21 protein-coding genes are annotated in these 17,943 nt (G+C 67.0%); 12 read left to right on the top strand and 9 right to left on the bottom strand.

Annotated elements, in window-relative coordinates; genetic code table 11:
* Window positions 1-411 precede the first annotated feature (411 nt).
* Window positions 412-1,485 carry a DUF917 domain-containing protein gene (locus tag J0J01_RS13945; protein ID WP_296381521.1) on the bottom strand — a complete coding sequence of 358 codons (1,074 nt, stop codon included), beginning with the start codon at window positions 1,483-1,485 and terminating at the stop codon, window positions 412-414.
* A gap of 62 nt (window positions 1,486-1,547) precedes the next feature.
* Between J0J01_RS13945 and J0J01_RS13940 the strand changes: the two genes are divergently transcribed.
* Window positions 1,548-2,324, top strand: a complete 777-nt coding sequence (locus J0J01_RS13940; RefSeq protein WP_296381520.1) for an SDR family oxidoreductase — start codon at window positions 1,548-1,550, stop codon at window positions 2,322-2,324.
* Between the two features lie 120 nt (window positions 2,325-2,444).
* On the opposite strand, the gene J0J01_RS13935 is transcribed toward J0J01_RS13940, so the two are convergent.
* The gene (locus J0J01_RS13935; RefSeq protein ID WP_296381517.1) at window positions 2,445-3,416 is read right to left on the bottom strand and encodes a hydroxyacid dehydrogenase; all 972 of its coding nucleotides are present in this window, start codon (window positions 3,414-3,416) and stop codon (window positions 2,445-2,447) included.
* A gap of 63 nt (window positions 3,417-3,479) precedes the next feature.
* Here J0J01_RS13935 and J0J01_RS13930 point away from each other — a divergent pair, with 63 nt between their 5' ends.
* A complete protein-coding gene (locus J0J01_RS13930) occupies window positions 3,480-4,040 on the top strand; it encodes a hypothetical protein (protein ID WP_296381515.1) in 561 nt (186 codons plus the stop codon).
* Between the two features lie 4 nt (window positions 4,041-4,044).
* On the opposite strand, the gene J0J01_RS13925 is transcribed toward J0J01_RS13930, so the two are convergent.
* The 3 genes from J0J01_RS13925 to J0J01_RS13915 all read right to left on the bottom strand — a co-directional run bounded on the left by J0J01_RS13925 (window position 4,045) and on the right by J0J01_RS13915 (window position 5,346).
* On the bottom strand, window positions 4,045-4,518 hold the full coding sequence (locus J0J01_RS13925) for a DUF6644 family protein (RefSeq protein WP_296381740.1): 474 nt from the start codon (window positions 4,516-4,518) through the stop codon (window positions 4,045-4,047).
* On the bottom strand, window positions 4,515-4,904 hold the full coding sequence (locus tag J0J01_RS13920) for a DUF6152 family protein (protein WP_296381513.1): 390 nt from the start codon (window positions 4,902-4,904) through the stop codon (window positions 4,515-4,517). Before J0J01_RS13920 ends, J0J01_RS13925 begins: the two co-directional genes overlap by 4 nt.
* Before the next feature lie 307 nt (window positions 4,905-5,211).
* Window positions 5,212-5,346, bottom strand: coding sequence for a hypothetical protein (locus tag J0J01_RS13915; RefSeq protein ID WP_296381512.1), 135 nt, complete (start codon window positions 5,344-5,346; stop codon window positions 5,212-5,214).
* A gap of 107 nt (window positions 5,347-5,453) precedes the next feature.
* Between J0J01_RS13915 and J0J01_RS13910 the strand changes: the two genes are divergently transcribed.
* The 7 genes from J0J01_RS13910 (at window position 5,454) to J0J01_RS13880 (ending at window position 12,538) form a co-directional block, all read left to right on the top strand.
* Window positions 5,454-6,362 (top strand): LysR family transcriptional regulator, encoded by a 909-nt coding sequence (locus tag J0J01_RS13910; protein ID WP_296381510.1) that lies wholly within the window; start codon window positions 5,454-5,456, stop codon window positions 6,360-6,362.
* A gap of 50 nt (window positions 6,363-6,412) precedes the next feature.
* Entirely contained in the window at window positions 6,413-6,790 is a 378-nt protein-coding gene (locus J0J01_RS13905; RefSeq protein ID WP_296381507.1) for a hypothetical protein, read from the top strand.
* Between the two features lie 131 nt (window positions 6,791-6,921).
* Window positions 6,922-7,644, top strand: coding sequence for a TMEM165/GDT1 family protein (locus tag J0J01_RS13900; RefSeq protein WP_296381506.1), 723 nt, complete (start codon window positions 6,922-6,924; stop codon window positions 7,642-7,644).
* Entirely contained in the window at window positions 7,641-7,847 is a 207-nt protein-coding gene (locus tag J0J01_RS13895; RefSeq protein WP_296381504.1) for a hypothetical protein, read from the top strand. Before J0J01_RS13900 ends, J0J01_RS13895 begins: the two co-directional genes overlap by 4 nt.
* A gap of 103 nt (window positions 7,848-7,950) precedes the next feature.
* Entirely contained in the window at window positions 7,951-8,208 is a 258-nt protein-coding gene (locus J0J01_RS13890; RefSeq protein WP_296381502.1) for a hypothetical protein, read from the top strand.
* Window positions 8,205-11,375, top strand: coding sequence for an efflux RND transporter permease subunit (locus tag J0J01_RS13885; RefSeq protein WP_296381501.1), 3,171 nt, complete (start codon window positions 8,205-8,207; stop codon window positions 11,373-11,375). Before J0J01_RS13890 ends, J0J01_RS13885 begins: the two co-directional genes overlap by 4 nt.
* An 11-nt stretch (window positions 11,376-11,386) precedes the next feature.
* Window positions 11,387-12,538, top strand: a complete 1,152-nt coding sequence (locus J0J01_RS13880; RefSeq protein ID WP_296381499.1) for an efflux RND transporter periplasmic adaptor subunit — start codon at window positions 11,387-11,389, stop codon at window positions 12,536-12,538.
* A gap of 21 nt (window positions 12,539-12,559) precedes the next feature.
* On the opposite strand, the gene J0J01_RS13875 is transcribed toward J0J01_RS13880, so the two are convergent.
* From J0J01_RS13875 to J0J01_RS13865, 3 genes are read right to left on the bottom strand one after another with little or no spacing between them, the layout of a single operon-like run.
* Entirely contained in the window at window positions 12,560-12,907 is a 348-nt protein-coding gene (locus J0J01_RS13875) for a class I SAM-dependent methyltransferase (protein WP_296381498.1), read from the bottom strand.
* Complete coding sequence (locus J0J01_RS13870) at window positions 12,897-13,790, bottom strand: class I SAM-dependent methyltransferase (protein ID WP_296381496.1); 894 nt, start codon at window positions 13,788-13,790, stop codon at window positions 12,897-12,899. Before J0J01_RS13870 ends, J0J01_RS13875 begins: the two co-directional genes overlap by 11 nt.
* 56 nt (window positions 13,791-13,846) lie before the next feature.
* A complete protein-coding gene (locus J0J01_RS13865) occupies window positions 13,847-14,830 on the bottom strand; it encodes a tripartite tricarboxylate transporter substrate-binding protein (RefSeq protein WP_296381495.1) in 984 nt (327 codons plus the stop codon).
* Window positions 14,831-14,941: 111 nt separating this feature from the next.
* Between J0J01_RS13865 and J0J01_RS13860 the strand changes: the two genes are divergently transcribed.
* Window positions 14,942-15,832 carry a LysR family transcriptional regulator gene (locus J0J01_RS13860; RefSeq protein WP_296381493.1) on the top strand — a complete coding sequence of 297 codons (891 nt, stop codon included), beginning with the start codon at window positions 14,942-14,944 and terminating at the stop codon, window positions 15,830-15,832.
* 45 nt (window positions 15,833-15,877) lie between these two features.
* On the opposite strand, the gene J0J01_RS13855 is transcribed toward J0J01_RS13860, so the two are convergent.
* The gene (locus J0J01_RS13855; protein ID WP_296381491.1) at window positions 15,878-16,102 is read right to left on the bottom strand and encodes a hypothetical protein; all 225 of its coding nucleotides are present in this window, start codon (window positions 16,100-16,102) and stop codon (window positions 15,878-15,880) included.
* Between the two features lie 228 nt (window positions 16,103-16,330).
* Between J0J01_RS13855 and J0J01_RS13850 the strand changes: the two genes are divergently transcribed.
* Together J0J01_RS13850 and dmeF are read left to right on the top strand one after the other, a co-directional pair.
* Window positions 16,331-16,615 carry a metal/formaldehyde-sensitive transcriptional repressor gene (locus J0J01_RS13850; RefSeq protein ID WP_296381490.1) on the top strand — a complete coding sequence of 95 codons (285 nt, stop codon included), beginning with the start codon at window positions 16,331-16,333 and terminating at the stop codon, window positions 16,613-16,615.
* An 8-nt stretch (window positions 16,616-16,623) separates the two neighbouring features.
* Entirely contained in the window at window positions 16,624-17,748 is a 1,125-nt protein-coding gene (gene dmeF, locus J0J01_RS13845; protein WP_296381488.1) for a CDF family Co(II)/Ni(II) efflux transporter DmeF, read from the top strand.
* Window positions 17,749-17,943 lie beyond the last annotated feature (195 nt).

Below are 17,943 nucleotides of genomic sequence, written 5' to 3'. Positions count from 1 at the left end.
ATCGCCCGTTGTCGTCCATAATGATGAAGCGTAAACCTGAACGCATGACCAAGCGTACGCGAGACCGGATGACGGACTTTGCCCTTGTCGGGCTGGTGATCCTCGCCTGTCTCGGCAGCGCCGCGGTCACCCTCGCCGGAAAGCTCTGACCGCCCGAAAAGGCCTATAAGGCCTGCTCCTACGCGATTGCCCCCCGCTAGCCGTAGCCCAAAAGGCGGCGAGCGGAGGATCGACAGCGACGGTCCATCGACCTTCAGCGTCCACACCCGATCCGGCGGACGCCCGGACGCATCCGATGCTGATTCCATAAGGTTTTTTGGCGAGAATCCGGGAATCCGGCCCCACCCCCCAGGCCGAACGCGTGCGGACGCGGCGGACGAGAGAATGCAAATACCCTCGGGCACCGGAAAATTAATTCCGCGGCGTCCTGTAATCGAAGTCGTAACCGAAGGCGCGCGGGCCGGTGGCGGCGAGGCCCTGCGGCGTCAGGAAGAAGTCCGGCGCCGGCAGCACGATCACGCTGACCCGCTGGCCGTAGCGGATCATCTCGGTGCCGATCGCCTCGCCCGACTCGCTGTCGAGGACGCAGATGATGTCGGGCGTGGTCGCCACGACCGCGCCGTCGCGCCAGGCGGCGGCGAACTCGTTCTGGAATTCGAGCGTCAGCATCGCCCCTCGATCGCCGTCGAGGCCCAGCAACCTCGAGCTGCCGCGCAAAAAGCTGTCGGTGGTGCGCCGCTCGATGTCCTGCACCTTGCCCCCGAACAGCACGCGGCCCCGCTCCGCCTCGACCAGCGCGGCGACCGGATCGCCGTGGCGGTGCCGCGCCTCGTGCACGGTGCGGCCGATGCGGAGCGCCCGGCTCGTGCTGTGCAGGATGCCGTGCTGCTTGATCTCGGCTCCGGTGCGCGGCGCGCGGCAGGTCGCCGAGACGGCGCCGATCTCGCCCAGCACCTTGCGCGCGATCCGGCTCATCCACTGCGGGTCGGCGGCGCGCGGGATGATCACCTCGGTGTCGCGGATGTCGGCCATCGCCAGCGGCAACGCCGGCAGGCCGGCGATGGCGAAGCTCATCATGCTGGCCTCGGGAAAGGCACGCCCCATCGAATCGGCATCGACCACGGGCAGGCCGGTCACCGCCGCGACCATCAGCGGCTGCAGGGCGTTGGTGCCGCCGATCTCGACCGACATCACCGCGCGGAACCGGCAGTCGAGATGGCTTTGCAGCGCCAGCATCGGCCTGGCCGCAAAGTGCGGGTCCGACAGCCGCTCGCGGCCGACCAGCGGCGCGCCGACGCTGGCGACGATCGCCACCGGGTCGTCGTCGGCCAGCTCTGCCGGATCGAGCAGCGCGACGCGCGTGCCCTGCTCGTACAGGCGCTGCAGGTTGAGCAGGGCGAGGTAGGGATTGCCGCCGCCGCCGGCGCCGAGGATCCAGGCACCCGTCGCCAGCGGCTCGAGCTCGTCGCGTGAAAGGAGACGCATCGCCTATCGTAGTACCGCTGCGCGCTTTCGTTCGGCAAGCCGGTGGGGCTAGAACAGTCGTCATGTCCTCGACCCTCTTCGACCGTTTTCGCCTGACAGGCCGCACCGCCCTGGTCACCGGCGCGCGCCGCGAAATCGGCCGCGCCATCGCGACCGCCCTGGCGAGCGCCGGCGCGCGGCTCGCGATCCATCACGCCGGCACCGCCGAGGAGGCAGCCGACGCCGGCACGGTCGTGCGCGACATCGAGCAGGCCGGCGGCACGGCGCGCGCGTTCGGCCAGGACTTCGCCGTCGATGAGGCGGGCCGGCGCCTGGCCGATGCGGTCACCGCCTGGGCGCCGGTCGATATCCTGGTGCTGAACGCCTCGATGGAGTTGCCGGAGGCGTATCAGGGGATCACGCGCGAGCGGTTCGACCGGCAGATCGCCGTCAATCTGCGCAGCCCGCTGGAACTGCTGCAGGCCCTGGTGCCGCCCATGGGCACCCGCGGCTGGGGCCGTGTGGTGACGATCGGCAGCGTGCAGCAGGTGCGGCCGCATCCGCAGATGATGGTCTATGCCGGCACCAAGGCGGCGCAGCTCAACTGGTCCTGGAACCTGGCGCGCCAGTTCGGCGGCCAGGGCGTCACGGTCAACAACCTGGCCCCCGGCGCCATCCTGACCGCGCGCAACCGCGCCCAGATGGCGACGGAAGGCGAGGCCCTGGTGCAGCGCATCCCGGCCGGCCGGCTCGGCCAGCCCGACGATCTCGCGGGCGCGGCGCTGCTGCTGTGCTCGGACGCCGGCGCCTACATCAACGGCGTCAATCTCTACGTCGATGGCGGCCGCGCGATCGCCTAGAGCGATTTCCGAGCAGATGGAACCGCTCGCGGTTCCATCTGCTCGGAAATGCGCGCCCGGGCGTTGCTGGTTTCAGCGGGCACATTCCGTTCGGCTGCTTCCAGCCGAACGGAATGTGCTCTAGCCCGCTTTCAGCACCTCGACATTCACGATGGCGTCGCGATCCGGTTTTCCGGCGAGGAAGTCGATGACATTGCCGGCGGAATCCCAGGCCATGCGGCGCAGGCCCTCGGACGTGCTGGCCGCGACGTGCGGCGTGACGATCAGGTTGTCGAGCGCCAGCATCGACGGCGGCTCGACCATCGGCTCGACGCGCAGCACGTCGAGGCCGGCCGCCGCGAGATGGCCGGAGCGCAAGGCCGCTTCCAGCGCCGCCTCGTCGACCAGCGTGCCGCGCGCCGTGTTGACGAGCACGCCGCCGGATTTCATCTGCGACAGGAAGGTCGCATCGACCAGGCCGCGCGTCTTGTCGTTGGCGGGAATGTGAACCGTCACGAAGTCCGCCCGCGCGAGGCCGGCGTCGCGCTCCTTGATCGCCTCGTAACCCGCGCCGCGGATCGTGCCGGCGGGGATGTAGGGATCGTGCACCATCACCCGCATGCCGAAGGCCGTGGCGAGCCGCGCCACCCGCGTGCCGATGCGGCCGAAGCCGACGACCAGGACGCTGCGGCCGCCCAGCTCGACGGTGGCGGACTGGCCGCGCACGCGCCAGTCGCCGCGCCGCACCGCCGCCGACACCGGCACGACGTTGCGCGCCAGCGAGAGCATCAGCATCAGCGCGTGCTCGGCGACCGAGGCGGCGTTGGCCTCGGGCGTGATCATCAGCGCGATGCCGCGCCGCGTCAGCGCCGGCACGTCGACCAGGTCGTAGCCGACGCCGTGCCGGCAAACGACGCGCAGCCGCTCGGCGTGCCTCAGGAGCGCATCGTCGACCACCGTGCCGCGCACGATCAGGCCGTCGGCATGGCGCAGCCGCTCGGCCAGCGACTCGTTGCTCGGCTTGCCGGGATGGTCGAGCGTCACGCCCGGCGCCGTCGAGAGGCGCTCGATTCCGTCGGCATTAATGGGATCGGCAACAACGATATGGGGCATGGACGCACTCTCTCCTGATGCCGACAATGCTAGAGCGAAACGACGACCCGGGAGGGAAGAAAGATGACCGACACACCGACCTTCGGCCGCTATGCGGAGATTCCGGTCGACAAGATGACCGCCGAGCAGAAAGACGGCTACCAGGCGATGATGGAATCGCGCGGCCGCCTGCCGGGCCCGAACAAGATCTGGATCCACAATCCCAAGCTCGCCAAGGTGATCGGCCCGTTCGGCGCGCATTTCCAGCCCGGCCGCTACTCGCTGACGGAGCGCGAGCGCGAGATCGCGGTGTGCGTCGTCACCAGCCACTGGCGCTCGGCCTATCCGACCTCGGCGCACGAGCGGATCGGCAAGCAGGTCGGGCTGCCGGCCGACAAGGTCGACGCGATCCTGAGCGGCCTGCCGACCCATTTCGACGACGCGCGCGAGCAGGTCGTCTACGAGATCGCGATCGCGCTCACCCAGGGCCGCTGGGTGCCGCGCGGCCTGTACGAAAGAGCGGTCAAGGCGCTGGGCCACGTCGGCATCACCGACGTCATCACCCTGATGGGCCACTACAGCAGCGTCGCGATGACGCTCGCCTTCTACGACGTGCCGGACGGCGCACCGGGCATGACGCGCTGATCGGCTAGACGAAGCCGATCCAGCGGCCGGCGACCAGCACCGACAGCCACAGCAGGATCGAAGCCGCCGCGGCGAGACGCACCGTCGGCGGCAGCACGCCGCCCGCGACGGCGGCCGCGAAGCGGTGGTTACCGTGCTGCAGCGCCACGTTGGCGAGGGCTGTTGCGAGCAGCGCCGCCTTGCACAGGAACGCGGTGTTGCCGACATACTCGGCGGGCTTCACGGAGAACAGCCACAGGCCGGTGACGATCGCCAGGCCTGCCCCCGTCGCGGCGACGCGCGACAGGAAGGGCGCGATCACCGCGAGCGGCACGGCGCGGAACAGCCCGAGCAGGCAGAGGTCGAGCGGCAGGATGGCGCCGACCAGCAGCCCGACGCCCAGGATGTGCGCGGCGTTGACGAAGAGGTATGCCGTCCCCGAATCGCGCAGCAGGACGGCGCCCGGCCAGGCGCCGAGCCAGTCGACGAGCGGCATCAGTTGGTGCGGATGCGCTCGGGGTACATGTCGTAGTTCTTGCCGGCGACCGTGATGCGCACCGCCTTCATGTGCATCTTGGTCTTGTCCTTGTCGCGGTTGCCCAGGACGACGATCGCGTCGCCTGCCTTGGAGGAGGTGGCGGTGAAGCCCGAGCGCTCGGTCTGCCCGGGATTGCCGAGATCGACCAGCCAGACCACGCCGTCGCCCGCCTTCACCTGGAGCTGCGGATGCGGCGGCGCCATCGAAATCGATACGACCGTACCGGCGAGCGTGCTCTGCTCGTCCTCGGCCCACGTCCAGCCGTGATGGGCCGTCGCGGGCCGAGCGACGGTCGCACCGGCGGCGACGAGCCCGAGCTGCACGATTTCACGCCTGTTGAATTGCATCTCGACCTCCATGGAAGCCAACGCCTAGAGCACATTCCGTCCGGCTGGAATCAGCCGGACGGAATGTGCCTCCTGCAACGACTATCACCCGTGCGCGCATTTAGCCTGGGCGAAGTCTACAAAGGTTTTGGCTTGGCGCCACGCGCACGCCACCAGGGCTCCCTGACGTGAGGAACGGGGAGCCCGTAGGCACCGCCAGCGCCCGCACGATCGACCAGCCGCCGGTCCAGTCGGCGCCGATCGTCGACATCGCCTCGCCGCCGACCCGATCTGCACAAGGTCGCGATCGCCGACGAGTACGGCTTCCCTACGACCGCCGGGGCAATCGGCTGAACGGCGCGGGCTGCGTGATCACGCCGCCCCAGACGCGGCCCGGCGCGACCGTCATCCAGAACGGCGGCCGGTCCCAGCCGACGGCGCTCCGTCGCGTTCCGGCTGCCACGATCCAGCGTCGCCGACGGCGAAGCGCGCGAGATATTCGACGACTATATGACGACATGCAGCTTACCGACGGGCTAGTCTGGCGGCCGCGCTGTTTCCGGAAGGCAGATGAACTGGCGACGCCTCGATCTCAACCTGCTCGTGGTCTTCGACGCGGTCATGCACGAGCGCAGCGCCACGCGCGCCGCGGAGAAGCTCAACATGAGCCAGCCGGCCGTCAGCCAAGCGCTCGGCCGCCTGCGCTCCGCGCTGGGCGATGAGCTGTTCGTGCGCACGCCGGAAGGCATGGAGCCCACGCCGCAGGCGACCCGCCTCGCCCCCTCCGTCCGCCAGGCCCTGACCGACCTGGGCGCTGCCCTCGAGAGCGCCCGGCCCTTCGAGCCGCAGCAGGTCGAACGCAGCTTCACCGTCACTGTCAACAACTACGCCGCCCTGGTGGTCGCTCCGCCGCTCGCCGCCGCCGTCGCGCGCGAGGCTCCCGCGGTGACGCTCGAGCTTCGCCCCAGCGGCACGCTCGACATCGCCGAACGCCTCGACCGCGGCGAGATCGACCTCGCGCTCGGCAGCCTGGCCGCACCGGCCGAGCGCTTCTCCGACATGCGCCTGCTCGACGACCGCTTCGCCTGCGTGCTGCGCAAAGGGCATCCTGCGATCGACGACACGGGAGTGATCGCGGCGCGCGACTTCGCCGGCCTCACGCATCTCGAAGTTTCCTCGACCGGCGAGGGCACGCGCTTCGTCGACGACGCGCTGGCCAGGCTCGGCCTGGAGCGCCGCGTCGCCCTGCATGCGCCGCTGCTGGCCACCGCCGGGATCCTCGCGCAGTCGGACATGGTCGCGGTGCTGGCCGGGCGCGCGGCGCGCGTCTTTGCCGCCGAGGCACCGTTGCAGGTCCTGCCGCTACCGATCGCCTCGCCCAGCCTGACGATCGCCATGCTGTGGCACCGGCGGGTCGAGGACGACGCCGCACACCGATGGCTGCGCGGCCTCGTCAGGCGCGTCACGCGAAACCTCTAGTTCCCCGAAGCCTGTCGCCAGCTCATTCGGGCGACGCATGTCGCCATAGGATGATTGGATTTCACGCCGCGCCGGCGCTCGCCGAGGCTGTGTCGCGACAGCGATCGCTGTCGATGCACAACAGCAAGGATCATCACATGCCCACCAAACGCATGCATTTCCTCGTGGCGCTCGTCATCGCACTGCCCGGCGTCGCCCTGGCCCAGACGCAGCGCGAAACTCGGTCCGCGGACGGCGAGTACTGCAAGGCGCTCGCCCGCAAGTACAACAGCCTGCTGCCCGCGATCGCTGCGCCGGTTGCCGAGAACGCGCTGATCGCCTCGGACTGCGCCAGCGATCCGACCCGTACCATCGCCACCCTGGAAGCGAAGATGAAGGCCTCCCACTTCGACCTGCCGCCGCGACAGGAGTTCGCGGCCGGGCACTAGCCCTGGCCGCCGCAGGCGGGCGCGTCGCCTCCCCTGTCGCGGCGCCCGCCTGCCCCCGCCATTCGCCCGGCAAATCGCGCCATGACGTTCCTTCATGAGCTTCGGCACGGGCTTCGAGCTAGGACATCACCATGACTTCCTGGGCCACCGCCTCCCCGCCCCTCGCCGCCGCCTTCCTCGGCTCGCTGGTGGAAGTGGTCGAGGCTTTCACCATCGTCCTCGCCGCTGCCACTGTGCGCGGCTGGCGGCCGGCCGCGCTCGGTACGCTGGCCGGCCTCGCGACGCTGGCCGCGATCGTCGCCGCCCTTGGACCGGTGCTCGACCAGGTGCCGCTGCGGCCCCTGCGACTTCTGATCGGCGTGCTGCTGCTGCTGTTCGGACTTCGCTGGCTGCGCAAGGCGATCCTGCGCGCGGCCGGCCGGATCGCCCTGCCCGACGAGGATCTCGCCTATGAGCGCGAGACGCTTCAGCTCGCCGGCGGCACCGCCGTGCTGGCGGGACTCGCCGCCTTCAAGGCCGTCGTGCTCGAAGGGCTCGAGGTCGTGTTCATCGTCATCGCGGTCGGGGCAGGCCACGGCCTGCTGCTGCCGGCCAGCCTCGGCGCGCTCGCCGCCTGCGCGCTGGTACTCGCGATCGGCGTGCTGCTTCGTCGGCCGCTCGCACGCGTGCCGGAGAACACGCTGAAGTTCTCGGTCGGCGTCCTGCTGTCGGCGTTCGGCGTGTTCTGGACCGGCGAAGGATTGGGCGTCCACTGGCCCGGCAGCGACGCTGCGGTCGTCGCGTTCGCGCTGCTGTTCCTTGTGCTGGGACTTGCGCTGTCGCGGATGGCGCGGCGTGCAGCGGTGACGGCATGACGACGCTGCTGGCCCGCATCGGCCGCGAGATCGCCGGCCTGTTCGTCGACGACGGTGCCTTCGCCTTGTGCATCCTGCTCGTCGTCTGGGCAGGCGCCGTCGCCGCGTATTTCGAAGCGCCATCGCTCTATGTCGGCCTCCTGCTGGTGATCGGCATGTCGGCCGTGCTGTGCGAGAGCGTATGGCGTGCCCTGCGACGCTGAGGATCATTCACGCTGCGTCCCCGACGCCATGTTGAATGATGCCATGCCGAAATCGAATTGAGACTGCCCTTTCCGTTCCCAAGTGATCGCTCACATAGGTCGCATGATGAACGATGGTCGAATTCCCTATCGCTGGCAGGACCATGTGGTCACGCCGCAGCGCGCGGCGTCGAACCTGATGGCGACGGCGCTGATCGTCCTCGTGCTGGGCGCGGCCGTGCTCTTCGCCGTCGTCGGCGCGGCAGACCCGCCGCCCCCGCCGCCGCCGGCGGGCGTGCACGTCGCTACTGAGCGGACACCACCGCGCTTGCAGCTCGCCAAGCTGCCTGCGCGACCGCATCCAACCCGGGACTGGATGTGACCGGCATCGTCCAACTGGCGCTGCGCCGGCCCTACACCTTCGTGGTCATGGCCATCCTGATCCTGATCATGGGCGTCGGGGCCGCGCTGCGCACGCCGACCGACATCTTTCCCGACATCAAGATCCCGGTCGTGGCTGTGGTCTTCAGCTATACCGGCCTGCCGCCCGACGACATGGCCGGCCGCATCGTCACCTACTACGAGCGGGCGCTGACCACGTCCGTCAACAACATCGAGCATATCGAATCGCAGTCGATCCCGAGCTACGGCGTCATCAAGGTGTTCTTCCAGCCGTCCGTCGACATAAACGCAGCACTCGCCGAGGTGACGGCAATGTCCCAGACGGTGCTGAAGCAGATGCCGGCGGGGATCACGCCGCCCCTGATCCTGAGCTTCAACGCCTCGAGCGTTCCGATCCTGCAACTGGCGCTCTCGAGCGACCGCCTGTCCGAGATCGAGCTGTTTGACCAAGCGACAAGCTTCGTCCGCCCGCAGCTTGCCTCGGTCGGGGGAGCGGCGATCCCGCTGCCCTATGGCGGCAAGGTTCGCCAGGTGCAGGCCGACCTCGACCCGCAGGCGCTGCACACCTATGGCATCTCGGCCAACGACGTGATCGCAGCGCTCTCGGCGGAGAACCTCACGATCCCGGCCGGGACGCAGAAGATCGGCACCTACGAATACAGCGTCGCGCTCAACAATTCGCCGTCGGCCCTCGCCGATTTCAACAACCTGCCGATCAAGACCGTCAGCGGCACGGTCATCTACATGCGTGACGTGGCCCACGTCCACGACGGCAGCCCGCCGCAGACCAATGTCGTGCACGTCGCCGGCAAGAGCGCCGTGCTCCTGTCGGTCATCAAGTCCGGCGCCACGTCGACGCTCAGGATCATCGACGGCGTCAAGAGCCTGCTGCCCGGTGTCAAGCAGACCCTGCCGGCCGGACTCAATCTGGCGGCTGTGGGAGATCAGTCCGGCGTCGTGATCGGTGCCGTCTCGAGCGTGGTCCGCGAGGGCGCCATCGCCGCCTGCCTGACCGCGCTCATGATCCTGCTGTTCCTCGGCAGCTGGCGCTCGACCGTCATCATCGCGGTGTCCATTCCGCTCTCGGTGCTGGCCTCGCTCGCCGTGCTTTCGGCGCTCGGCGAGACGATCAACGTGATGACGCTCGGCGGCTGGGCGCTCGCAGTTGGCATCCTCGTCGACGAGGCGACGGTCACCATCGAGAACATCAACTGGCATCTCGAGCAGGGCAAGGCGATCGAGCTCGCGATTCTCGACGGCGCGCAGCAGATCGTCGTGCCGGCCACCGTGTCGATGCTTTGCATCAGTATCGCCTTCGTACCGATGTTCAGCCTGGGCGGCGTGGCCGGCTACCTGTTCCGTCCGCTGGCCGAAGCGGTCGTGACCGCGATGGTCGCGTCCTACATCCTGTCGCGTACCCTGGTTCCGACGATGGCGAAGTATCTGCTGCGTCACCAGCCGGCCCACGAGAGCGCCGCGAGCCATAACCCGTTCGCTGCCCTCCAGCGTCGCTTCGAGCTGGGCTTCGAAGCGGTGCGCTCGGTGTATGGCGGCCTGTTGCAGCTCGGCCTGCGCCACCGCGGGCGCCTGATCGCGGGCTTTTTCGGCTTCACGCTGCTGTCATTCGGCCTGGCGCCCTATCTCGGCGCGGATTTCTTTCCCGAAATCGACACCGGCCAGATCAAGTTGCATCTCCGGGCGCCCACCGGTACGCGTATCGAGGACACCGTCAAGCTCGCCGACCGGGTCGGCGCGGCTGTCCGGCAGGTCATTCCGCCCTCGGAGCTCGACGGGATCGTCGACAACGTCGGGCTCAGCGTCAGCGGCATCAACATGGCCTACAACAACTCGGGCACTATCGGCGTCGGCGACGGCGACATCCTGATCAGTCTGAAGCCGCAGCATGCCCCGGTCGCGGGCTACGTGAAGCGCCTGCGCGAGGAGCTGCCGCGGCGCTTCCCGGGTACGTCCTTCGCCTTCCTGCCGGCCGACATGGTGAGCCAGATCCTGAACTTCGGCGCCCCCGCTCCGATCGACCTGCAGATCGTCGGCAGCGACCTGCAGGCCAGCCGCGCCTACGCCAACACGCTCCTGTCACGCATCCGGACCGTCCCTGGCATCGCCGATGCACGCCTCGAGCAGGCGTTCCAGCAGCCGACAATCGGCGTCGACGTCGATCGATCCTTGGCCGGCCTGGTCGGCTTGAACGAGAAGGATGCAGCCAACGCCCTCCTCACCACCCTTTCAGGCAGCACCCAGACTGCGCCGACCTACTGGCTCAATCCCAAGACCGGCGTGTCGTATCCCGTCTCCGTGCAAACCCCGCAGCGCGACATCGACACGCTGAGCGGCCTGCAGAACATGCCCGTTACGTCGAGCACCAATGCCGGCACCGATCCACAGCTCTTGGGGGCGCTGGCGACCATCCATCGCACCGAGAGCAACGCGGTGGTCTCGCACTACAACGTCCGACCGGTCATCGACATCTTCGCCACGGTCCAGGATCGCGATCTCGGCGCGGTAGCCTCCGACGTGCGGCGCGCCATGGCCGAGACCGCGCACGATTTGCCCAAGGGAGCCAGCGTCGTGCTGCGTGGCCAGGCGCAGACCATGACCGGCGCCTATGGGCAACTGTTCACGGGCCTCGCCTTCGCCGTCGTGCTGATCTACCTGCTGATCGTCGTCAATTTCCAGTCCTGGGTAGATCCCTTCATCGTCGTGATGGCCCTGCCGGCCGCCCTCGCCGGCATCGTCTGGTCGTTGTTTGCGACGGGCACGACGCTTTCGGTGCCGGCCCTCACAGGCGCCATCATGTGCATGGGCGTGGCCACGGCCAACAGCATCCTCGTGATCTCCTTCGCGCGCGAGCGGCTTGCGGCGGGCGCCGATGCAGTCACGGCCGCGCTGGAAGCCGGCACGACGCGCATCCGTCCCGTGCTGATGACGGCGCTCGCGATGATCATCGGCATGCTGCCGATGGCGATCGAACCCGGCCAGAATGCGCCGCTGGGCCGGGCCGTCATCGGCGGCCTGCTGTTCGCCACCTCAGCCACGCTTTTCCTGGTTCCCACCCTGTTCAGCCTGGTGCACGGCGGCAAGCAACGCGGCCACCATCCCCTGCCGCTCGCCTTGCCGAGTCCCGCCTGATGGAGCGACCGATGTCCCCTACGTCAGCCGGAACACCAACCAGCCGACGCCTGCTACTGGCCGGCGCCATCTTCCTGCTCGGCGCCGGCGGCATCGTCGCCACCGGCCTCGTACAGCGCTCGCAGGCAAGGCAGCAGGTGCAGAACTGGACGCAACAGCAGCTCGCGCCGACCGTCGCGCTCGCCCGCATCGAGCATGGTGGCGCGACACGGCCGCTCACCCTGCCGGCCACCATCCAGCCCTTCTACCGGGCGTCGATCTTCGCCCGCGTCAACGGCTACCTCGCCAAGTGGAACAAGGATATCGGCGCTCACGTCAAGCAGGGCGAGGTGCTCGCGTCGATCGACACACCCGACCTCGATCAGCAGCTCGCCCAGGCCATGGCGGCATTGGCAAGTGCCAAGGCGAACTATGACATCGCCGTGGTCACCTCGAACCGCAACAACGCCTTGCTGAAGCAGCACTACGTCGCTCAGCAGGTCGCGGACGTCTCGGCAGCCGACGCCAGCGCCAAGAAGGCGCTCATGGACGCCGATGCCGCCAATGTGCGGCAGCTCGAGACCATGGAATCGTTCAAGCAGTTGGCGGCACCGTTCGATGGCGTCGTCACGGCGCGCAACACCGACATTGGCGCGCTGATCGGCTCCGGAAACTCGGGCCAGCCAATGTTCGAGCTCGCCGACCTGCATCGCGTGCGCGTCTATGTGCATGTTCCCCAGGCGCTGTCGGGCTATGTGCAGGCGGGACAGAAGGCGACCTTCGATATGCCGCAATATCCCGGCCGCACCTTCGAGGCCGAGGTGACCACCATGTCCAACGCGATGGATGCGAAGTCGCGCACCATGCTGGTCGAGCTGCAGGCCGACAACGGTGACGGCAAGCTGTTTGCCGGCGTCTATGCCCAGGTCCATCTCGAGCTGCCGGCCGATCCGAACATGGTCCGGTTGCCGGCGACAGCGCTGGTCGTCGGCGGTACCGGCGCGCATGTGGCGGTGATCGATGGAGACGGCAAGGCGGCGCTGAGGGCAGTGACGCTGGGCCGCGACTTTGGCGACTCAGTCGAAGTGACGGCGGGGCTCGCGCCTTCCGATCGGGTCATCGACAATCCGCCGGAGACCATCCGGAACGGCGACCCCGTAAGCCTTGCGCCGAGAGCGCCATAGAGCAGACGCCGCCGTCCGGCTTCAACGCTTCATTTCCCGCAGGCCCTGCAACGGATCAAGGAACAGCATCAAACCCATCCGGCAGACCACTGCGTCGAATCGGGCGTTTTCGATGTCGGTTGCGAGCACAGAACCGCGAGGTCCCACCCGCTGGGCGATGTCGAGCGTCTGGCCGCCGGCACCGGCGGCCACGTCGAGCACGTGAGCGCCGGGTTTCACGCCAGCCATGCCGAGCATTGCCGACGTCGCCTCCCCAAGCCAGCGCCTGATCAGCGGTGCACTGTGGCTCCAACCGCGCTCCAGCTCGGTCAACTGCCTGCGCGTCGCGACTCGCCCGGCAGTGTCGCCAGCGGAAGGTTCAGCGGTCATGTCGCGGGCGCTTGCCGACGGTAAATCGTGCGAGATGGGGCGGTGTGAACGACTTGATCTCTTCAAAGCCGGCGTCGCGCATTTTGCTCTCCACATCCTCGTTGCTCCAAGGATGTCCGCCCGACCGCACGACCTTCAAGGCGGTCAAAGCTTGTCCCAGCGAATCGGGTGGGGATGCGAAGAGCCCGAACACCAGCCAACCACCGGGTTTCAGCGCACGGCGAATCGTCGTCAGCGCTGTCGCAACGACTTCAGGCGGCAAGAAGGGCGCCGCGAGCCAGGCCAGGGTGAACGCATCGCGATCGGAAACATCCTCCAGTCGTTGCTCGCGAAGCTCTATTCGACTCGCCATACCGGTATTCTCGAGGTTCTGCCGCGCCAGATCGAGCGACGGCTCCCAAGGGTCGATACCGACGACGCGCAGCGCAGGCCAGGTGCGCGCTGCTTCGATCGCCAGCCAACCGACTCCGGTTCCGACGTCGAGAAGTGTCCCAGGTCGCCGCAATGTATCGTTGAACTCCGGCAACCGGGGGGCCAGCTCGTCGATTGCATGGACCACGCCACGCGACATCTGTCCGTAGGATTGCAGGATGACGGGGTCCTTGAAGGACCAACCCGGCGGGCGGCCCGGATCGTCGATCAGGTCAAGAGCCTGACGAAAGAACGCATTGATCGACGCCAGGACGATTGCCGGCTGATCTCCCGACAGACCGTCAAGCAGGCCGGGTTCGATATTCCCTATGACGTCCCGCAAGCGCGCACGGACGCGGGGATCGGCCGGCATGCCGGATTGCCGCAGTTGCAGTTCGGCAGCGATGGCTGCAAGCGTCTCCACGGACGCATTCAGGCGCTGCGCAACGGCGAGCAACGATTGGAAGCTCATGAATTATCCCTGGCGCATCCGAGATGACGTCGGATCGGTTGATATGGCGTGTCGGATCAGTCTGCAGTTTTGATGCCGGCGATGCGAACGACGTCTCTCCACACGACCAGCTCTCCCTTCATGCGTGCCGCGAAGGCTTCGGCCGAACCGTTGATCGGCGTGTACCCGAGTCCTTCCAGTCGCTCCCTTACGTCCGGCAACGACATGATCCGAGCGACCTGCCGATGCAGTCGGTCAACGACGTCCTTGTCGGTCCCCTTGGGAACCAGTAGTCCGTTCCAATAGCCGATCTCGTGGCCCGGAACGCCGGCTTCTTCGAGCGTCGGAACATCCGGAAACGCCGCAGACCGTGTCTTGTCGGCCAGGGCCAGCAGGCGCAGCTTTCCTTCCTTCGCGAGCGGAGCGACGATCGGAAGGGTGAGAAACAGGATCTGGGTATGCCCCGCTACCGTTGAAGCCGCGGCCGGCGGGCCGCCTTGAAACGGTACGTGGGCGACGTCGAGCCCTTCGGCGATTTTGAACAGCCACTCCGCCGCCAGATGCGGCGACGACGCATATCCGGGCGAAGCATAGTTGTACTTGCCGGGGTCGGCTTTCACGAGGGCGATAAGCTCTTTCAGTGTTGCCGCCGGGACCGAGGGATTGATCGAAATCGTCTCTGGGGCGGCGACGAGCAACGTCACGGGCATGAAGCTATCGGGAACGTCATACGAGATCTTTGCGTTGGTAGCCGCCTGAACGACGAAGTTCTGGTTGACGATGACCATCGTGCACCCGTTCGCCGGCGCCCTCGCAGCGGCGGCTGTGCCGATCATCCCGCTCGCCCCTGGCCTGTTCTCGACGTAGGATCGGCTACCCGCCTCCGACAGCTTCTGCGCGAGGATCCGCGCCACGAGATCGTCCGGCGAACCGGCCGGATAGGACACGATGATTTTCACTTGTTGCGGACATATCTCGGCGTTCGCCGGCAACCAGCAAATGGGAAGGATTGCGGCAAGCGAGACCAGTCCCAGGCACAGCAGCCGTAGTGTTTTTCTCATCGCAATCTCCGCGCAACGGGCGACGGCGAGCCGGCGAAACCTACGCGCCAACGAATGACTGGGGGAGCCGCAACATTGAGAAACGAGGCGGCAGAAGTGCATAATCGGAACATGTTCGACTGGGCCGACCTCAAATACTTCCTGGCAGTCGCGCGCAACCACAGCACGATCGCGGCGGGAAAGGCGCTTGGCCTCAGTCAATCGACCGTTCATCGACGGCTCAGCGAGCTCGAGCGGCGGATCGGACGGCAATTGGTGGTGCGTCAACCGAGCGGCTACCGGCTGACCGAATTAGGCGAGGCATTGCTACCCTACGCCGAACGCGTCGAGGTCGCCGTTACCGACTTCGAGCGTCGGGTAACCGACACCGCCCTGGACCTGACCGGCGTCATCCGGGTCACCTGCCCGGAGCCGATCGTTTACCGGATGACGCAATCGAAGCTCATCGACCGTTTCCATGCGCGCCATCCCAAGCTGCGGGTCGAGTTCGTGACCAGCGATCGTTATTTGGACCTGTCGAAAGGCGAAGCGGACGTCGCCTTCCGGTCAGGCGATACGGACGACGAGCTGGTGGGCCGCAAGATCGCCGACTCGATCTGGGCGGTCTATGCCAGCCGCGCCTATATCGAGCACCACGGCAAGCCGGAACGAATCGAGGATCTGTCTCTTCATCATCTGGTGGGCTTCGACGACACGCTGAGCAACCATCGCGCCGCGAAGTGGCTCAGGGATGTGGCGCCGCAGGCCAAGATGGCGGCGCGCGCCAACAGTGTCCTTGGCCTTATCTATTCCGTGAAGTCCGGCCTCGGGGTCGGGCCGCTGCCGGCCGCGCTGGGAGATGCGGAGCCGGATCTTGTCCGGGTGCTGGGGCCGGTTGCCGAGCTGTCGCGAAGCTGGCGCCTGCTGGCGCACCCCGATCTCAGGAGAACGCCGCGCATATCCGCATTCTTCGACTTCATCATCGAAGAACGCGAGTCGATGAAATCGTATCTGACAGGCTAATCGCCATGCATTTGGGTGCGACGACGGCCGCGAACGGGCAATGAGTTAGAGCAAGCCCTCGCTCTGCCCGGTTTGAGGCCGGTACGCCGCGTCCGGTTCCCAACTGCACACCAACCGGCCGTCAGAACTGCGATGCCAACGGCAAACGAGCTTCGTTGCCGCCATCGGCAGACCGTCGAGGCCGAGCAGGCACACCAGGTCTCGGGTGACTTTTGACGAATTCGCCGGCCGGGCTGCAGCCGGGCGAACGTTGCGAAATGCGGCGATCATCTTCCGCGCCTCCTTCTTCTCAGATCGATTGGTTCGACCCGGGAGGCGCAAGGGATCAGGGGCTCGGCGTGCCGATGCCCCCGGGGTCTCTCGATCGTCCCGGGCAGTTGCTAGGTCGGGGGTTCATCGAATCCCTTGCTACGGTTGCTCTGGCCCGCCGCCTCGAACGGGTTCGACAAGGGGCAGGTGTCGGGATATATACCCCCCTCCAGGATAGGATCAAGCCCAGTGTCGCACACCACGCAAGAAAAAGAGAAGCGCAAGCTGCTCATGAGACTCCGGCGCATTCGTGGCCAGCTCGATGCCGTCGAGCGGCGGATCGAAGAGGAGGCGACGTGCGCCGCCATTCTCCAACAGGCCACCGCTTGCCGGGGCGCGCTGGATGGGTTCATCGCCGAGGTGATCGAGGACCACATCCTCGAGCATCTGGTCGATCCGTCGGCGAAACAGGGCGATCCGCGCTCTCAGGCGGCGGAAGAGCTGGTCGAAATCATCCATTCCTACCTGACCTGAGGTCTGCCATGGCTGAGACCGACAACGGCAACCCCTCGGCGTTCCATAGCCACGTCTTCCTCGGTGAGGGGCACGAGAGGAGCGAGCGCAAGACCTGGGCCGTGATCTGGCTGTGTGGGGCCATGATGCTCGCCGAGATCGTCGGCGGCTTGTTGTTCGGCTCGATCGCGCTCGTTGCCGACGGCCTGCACATGAGCACGCACGCCGGTGCGCTTCTGCTGGCCGCCCTCGCCTATACCTACGCCCGCAAGCATGCTGACAATTCCAACTTCACCTTCAGCACCGGCAAGCTCGGCGATCTCGCAGGCTTCACCAGCGCCATCATTCTCGCAATGATTGCCCTGCTGATTGCCTACGAATCGGCCGGTCGACTCTTCGAGCCGGTCCCGATCCACTTCCGCGAGGCCATTCCGATTGCCTGTCTCGGCCTGGCGGTGAACGTCGCCAGCGCCTGGCTGCTCAGCAGCGGCGGACATCACCACGGCCACAGCCATGCACGCCACGAGCATGACCATGACGAAGCGCACCGCATTGCAGTTGAAGCGGGCATCGTCAGCCTTGAAGTGTTCGAGGACGGCGTGCCGCCGCGTTTCCGGCTCCGCGTCGTGAGCGGCGGCGCTCTCACCGCGCAAGCAACGTCGATTGAAACAGTGCGCCCTGATGGTGAGCGGCGGCTCTTCACGATGCAGCAGCAAGACGGCTATTTGGAATCGGTCGAGGAGATTCCCGAGCCGCACGCCTTTACGGCATGTCTGCGGATCGGCCGGCGTGACTATCCTGTCATCTTCGAAGAGCACGCGCACGGCGCGGCGCATCGTGACAACAACATGCGCGCCGCCATCATCCACGTCATCGCCGACGCCGCGGTTTCCGTGCTGGTGATCGCGGGCCTGCTGCTCGCGCGGTCTTTTGGTTGGCTCTGGATGGACCCGCTTGCGGGCATCATTGGCGCTGGCGTTATCGCAAGCTGGTCGTACGGCCTGATCCGGGACACCTGCGCGATCCTACTCGATATGATTCCGGACCGGCGTCTGGCGGACACCTTGCGCCAAACCGTCGAGAGCGACGGCGACAAACCGATCTCCATCTTTGGCGTCTGGGGCCGGGGCATCTGGGCGCGATCGTCTCGGTAATTACCATGCACCCGCGCGATGCCGACTACTATCGCGGCCGACTCGCACGCTTCAAATCGTTGTCGCATCTCACCATCGAGGTCTCGCATCGGCAGCGACCTGGAATAGTATACTGCGGGGATAGGTAGGATGGTCAGGCGAGGCCATTCTTGTATTCACACCTTCTCCGACATGCCTGCGCCGCGAGCTTGCTTC

This window comes from Reyranella sp. (genome assembly GCF_017305915.1).
Taxonomy (GTDB): domain Bacteria; phylum Pseudomonadota; class Alphaproteobacteria; order Reyranellales; family Reyranellaceae; genus Reyranella.
Note: the sequence above shows the minus strand (reverse complement) of the source record. Positions and strands in the feature narration are given on the sequence as shown.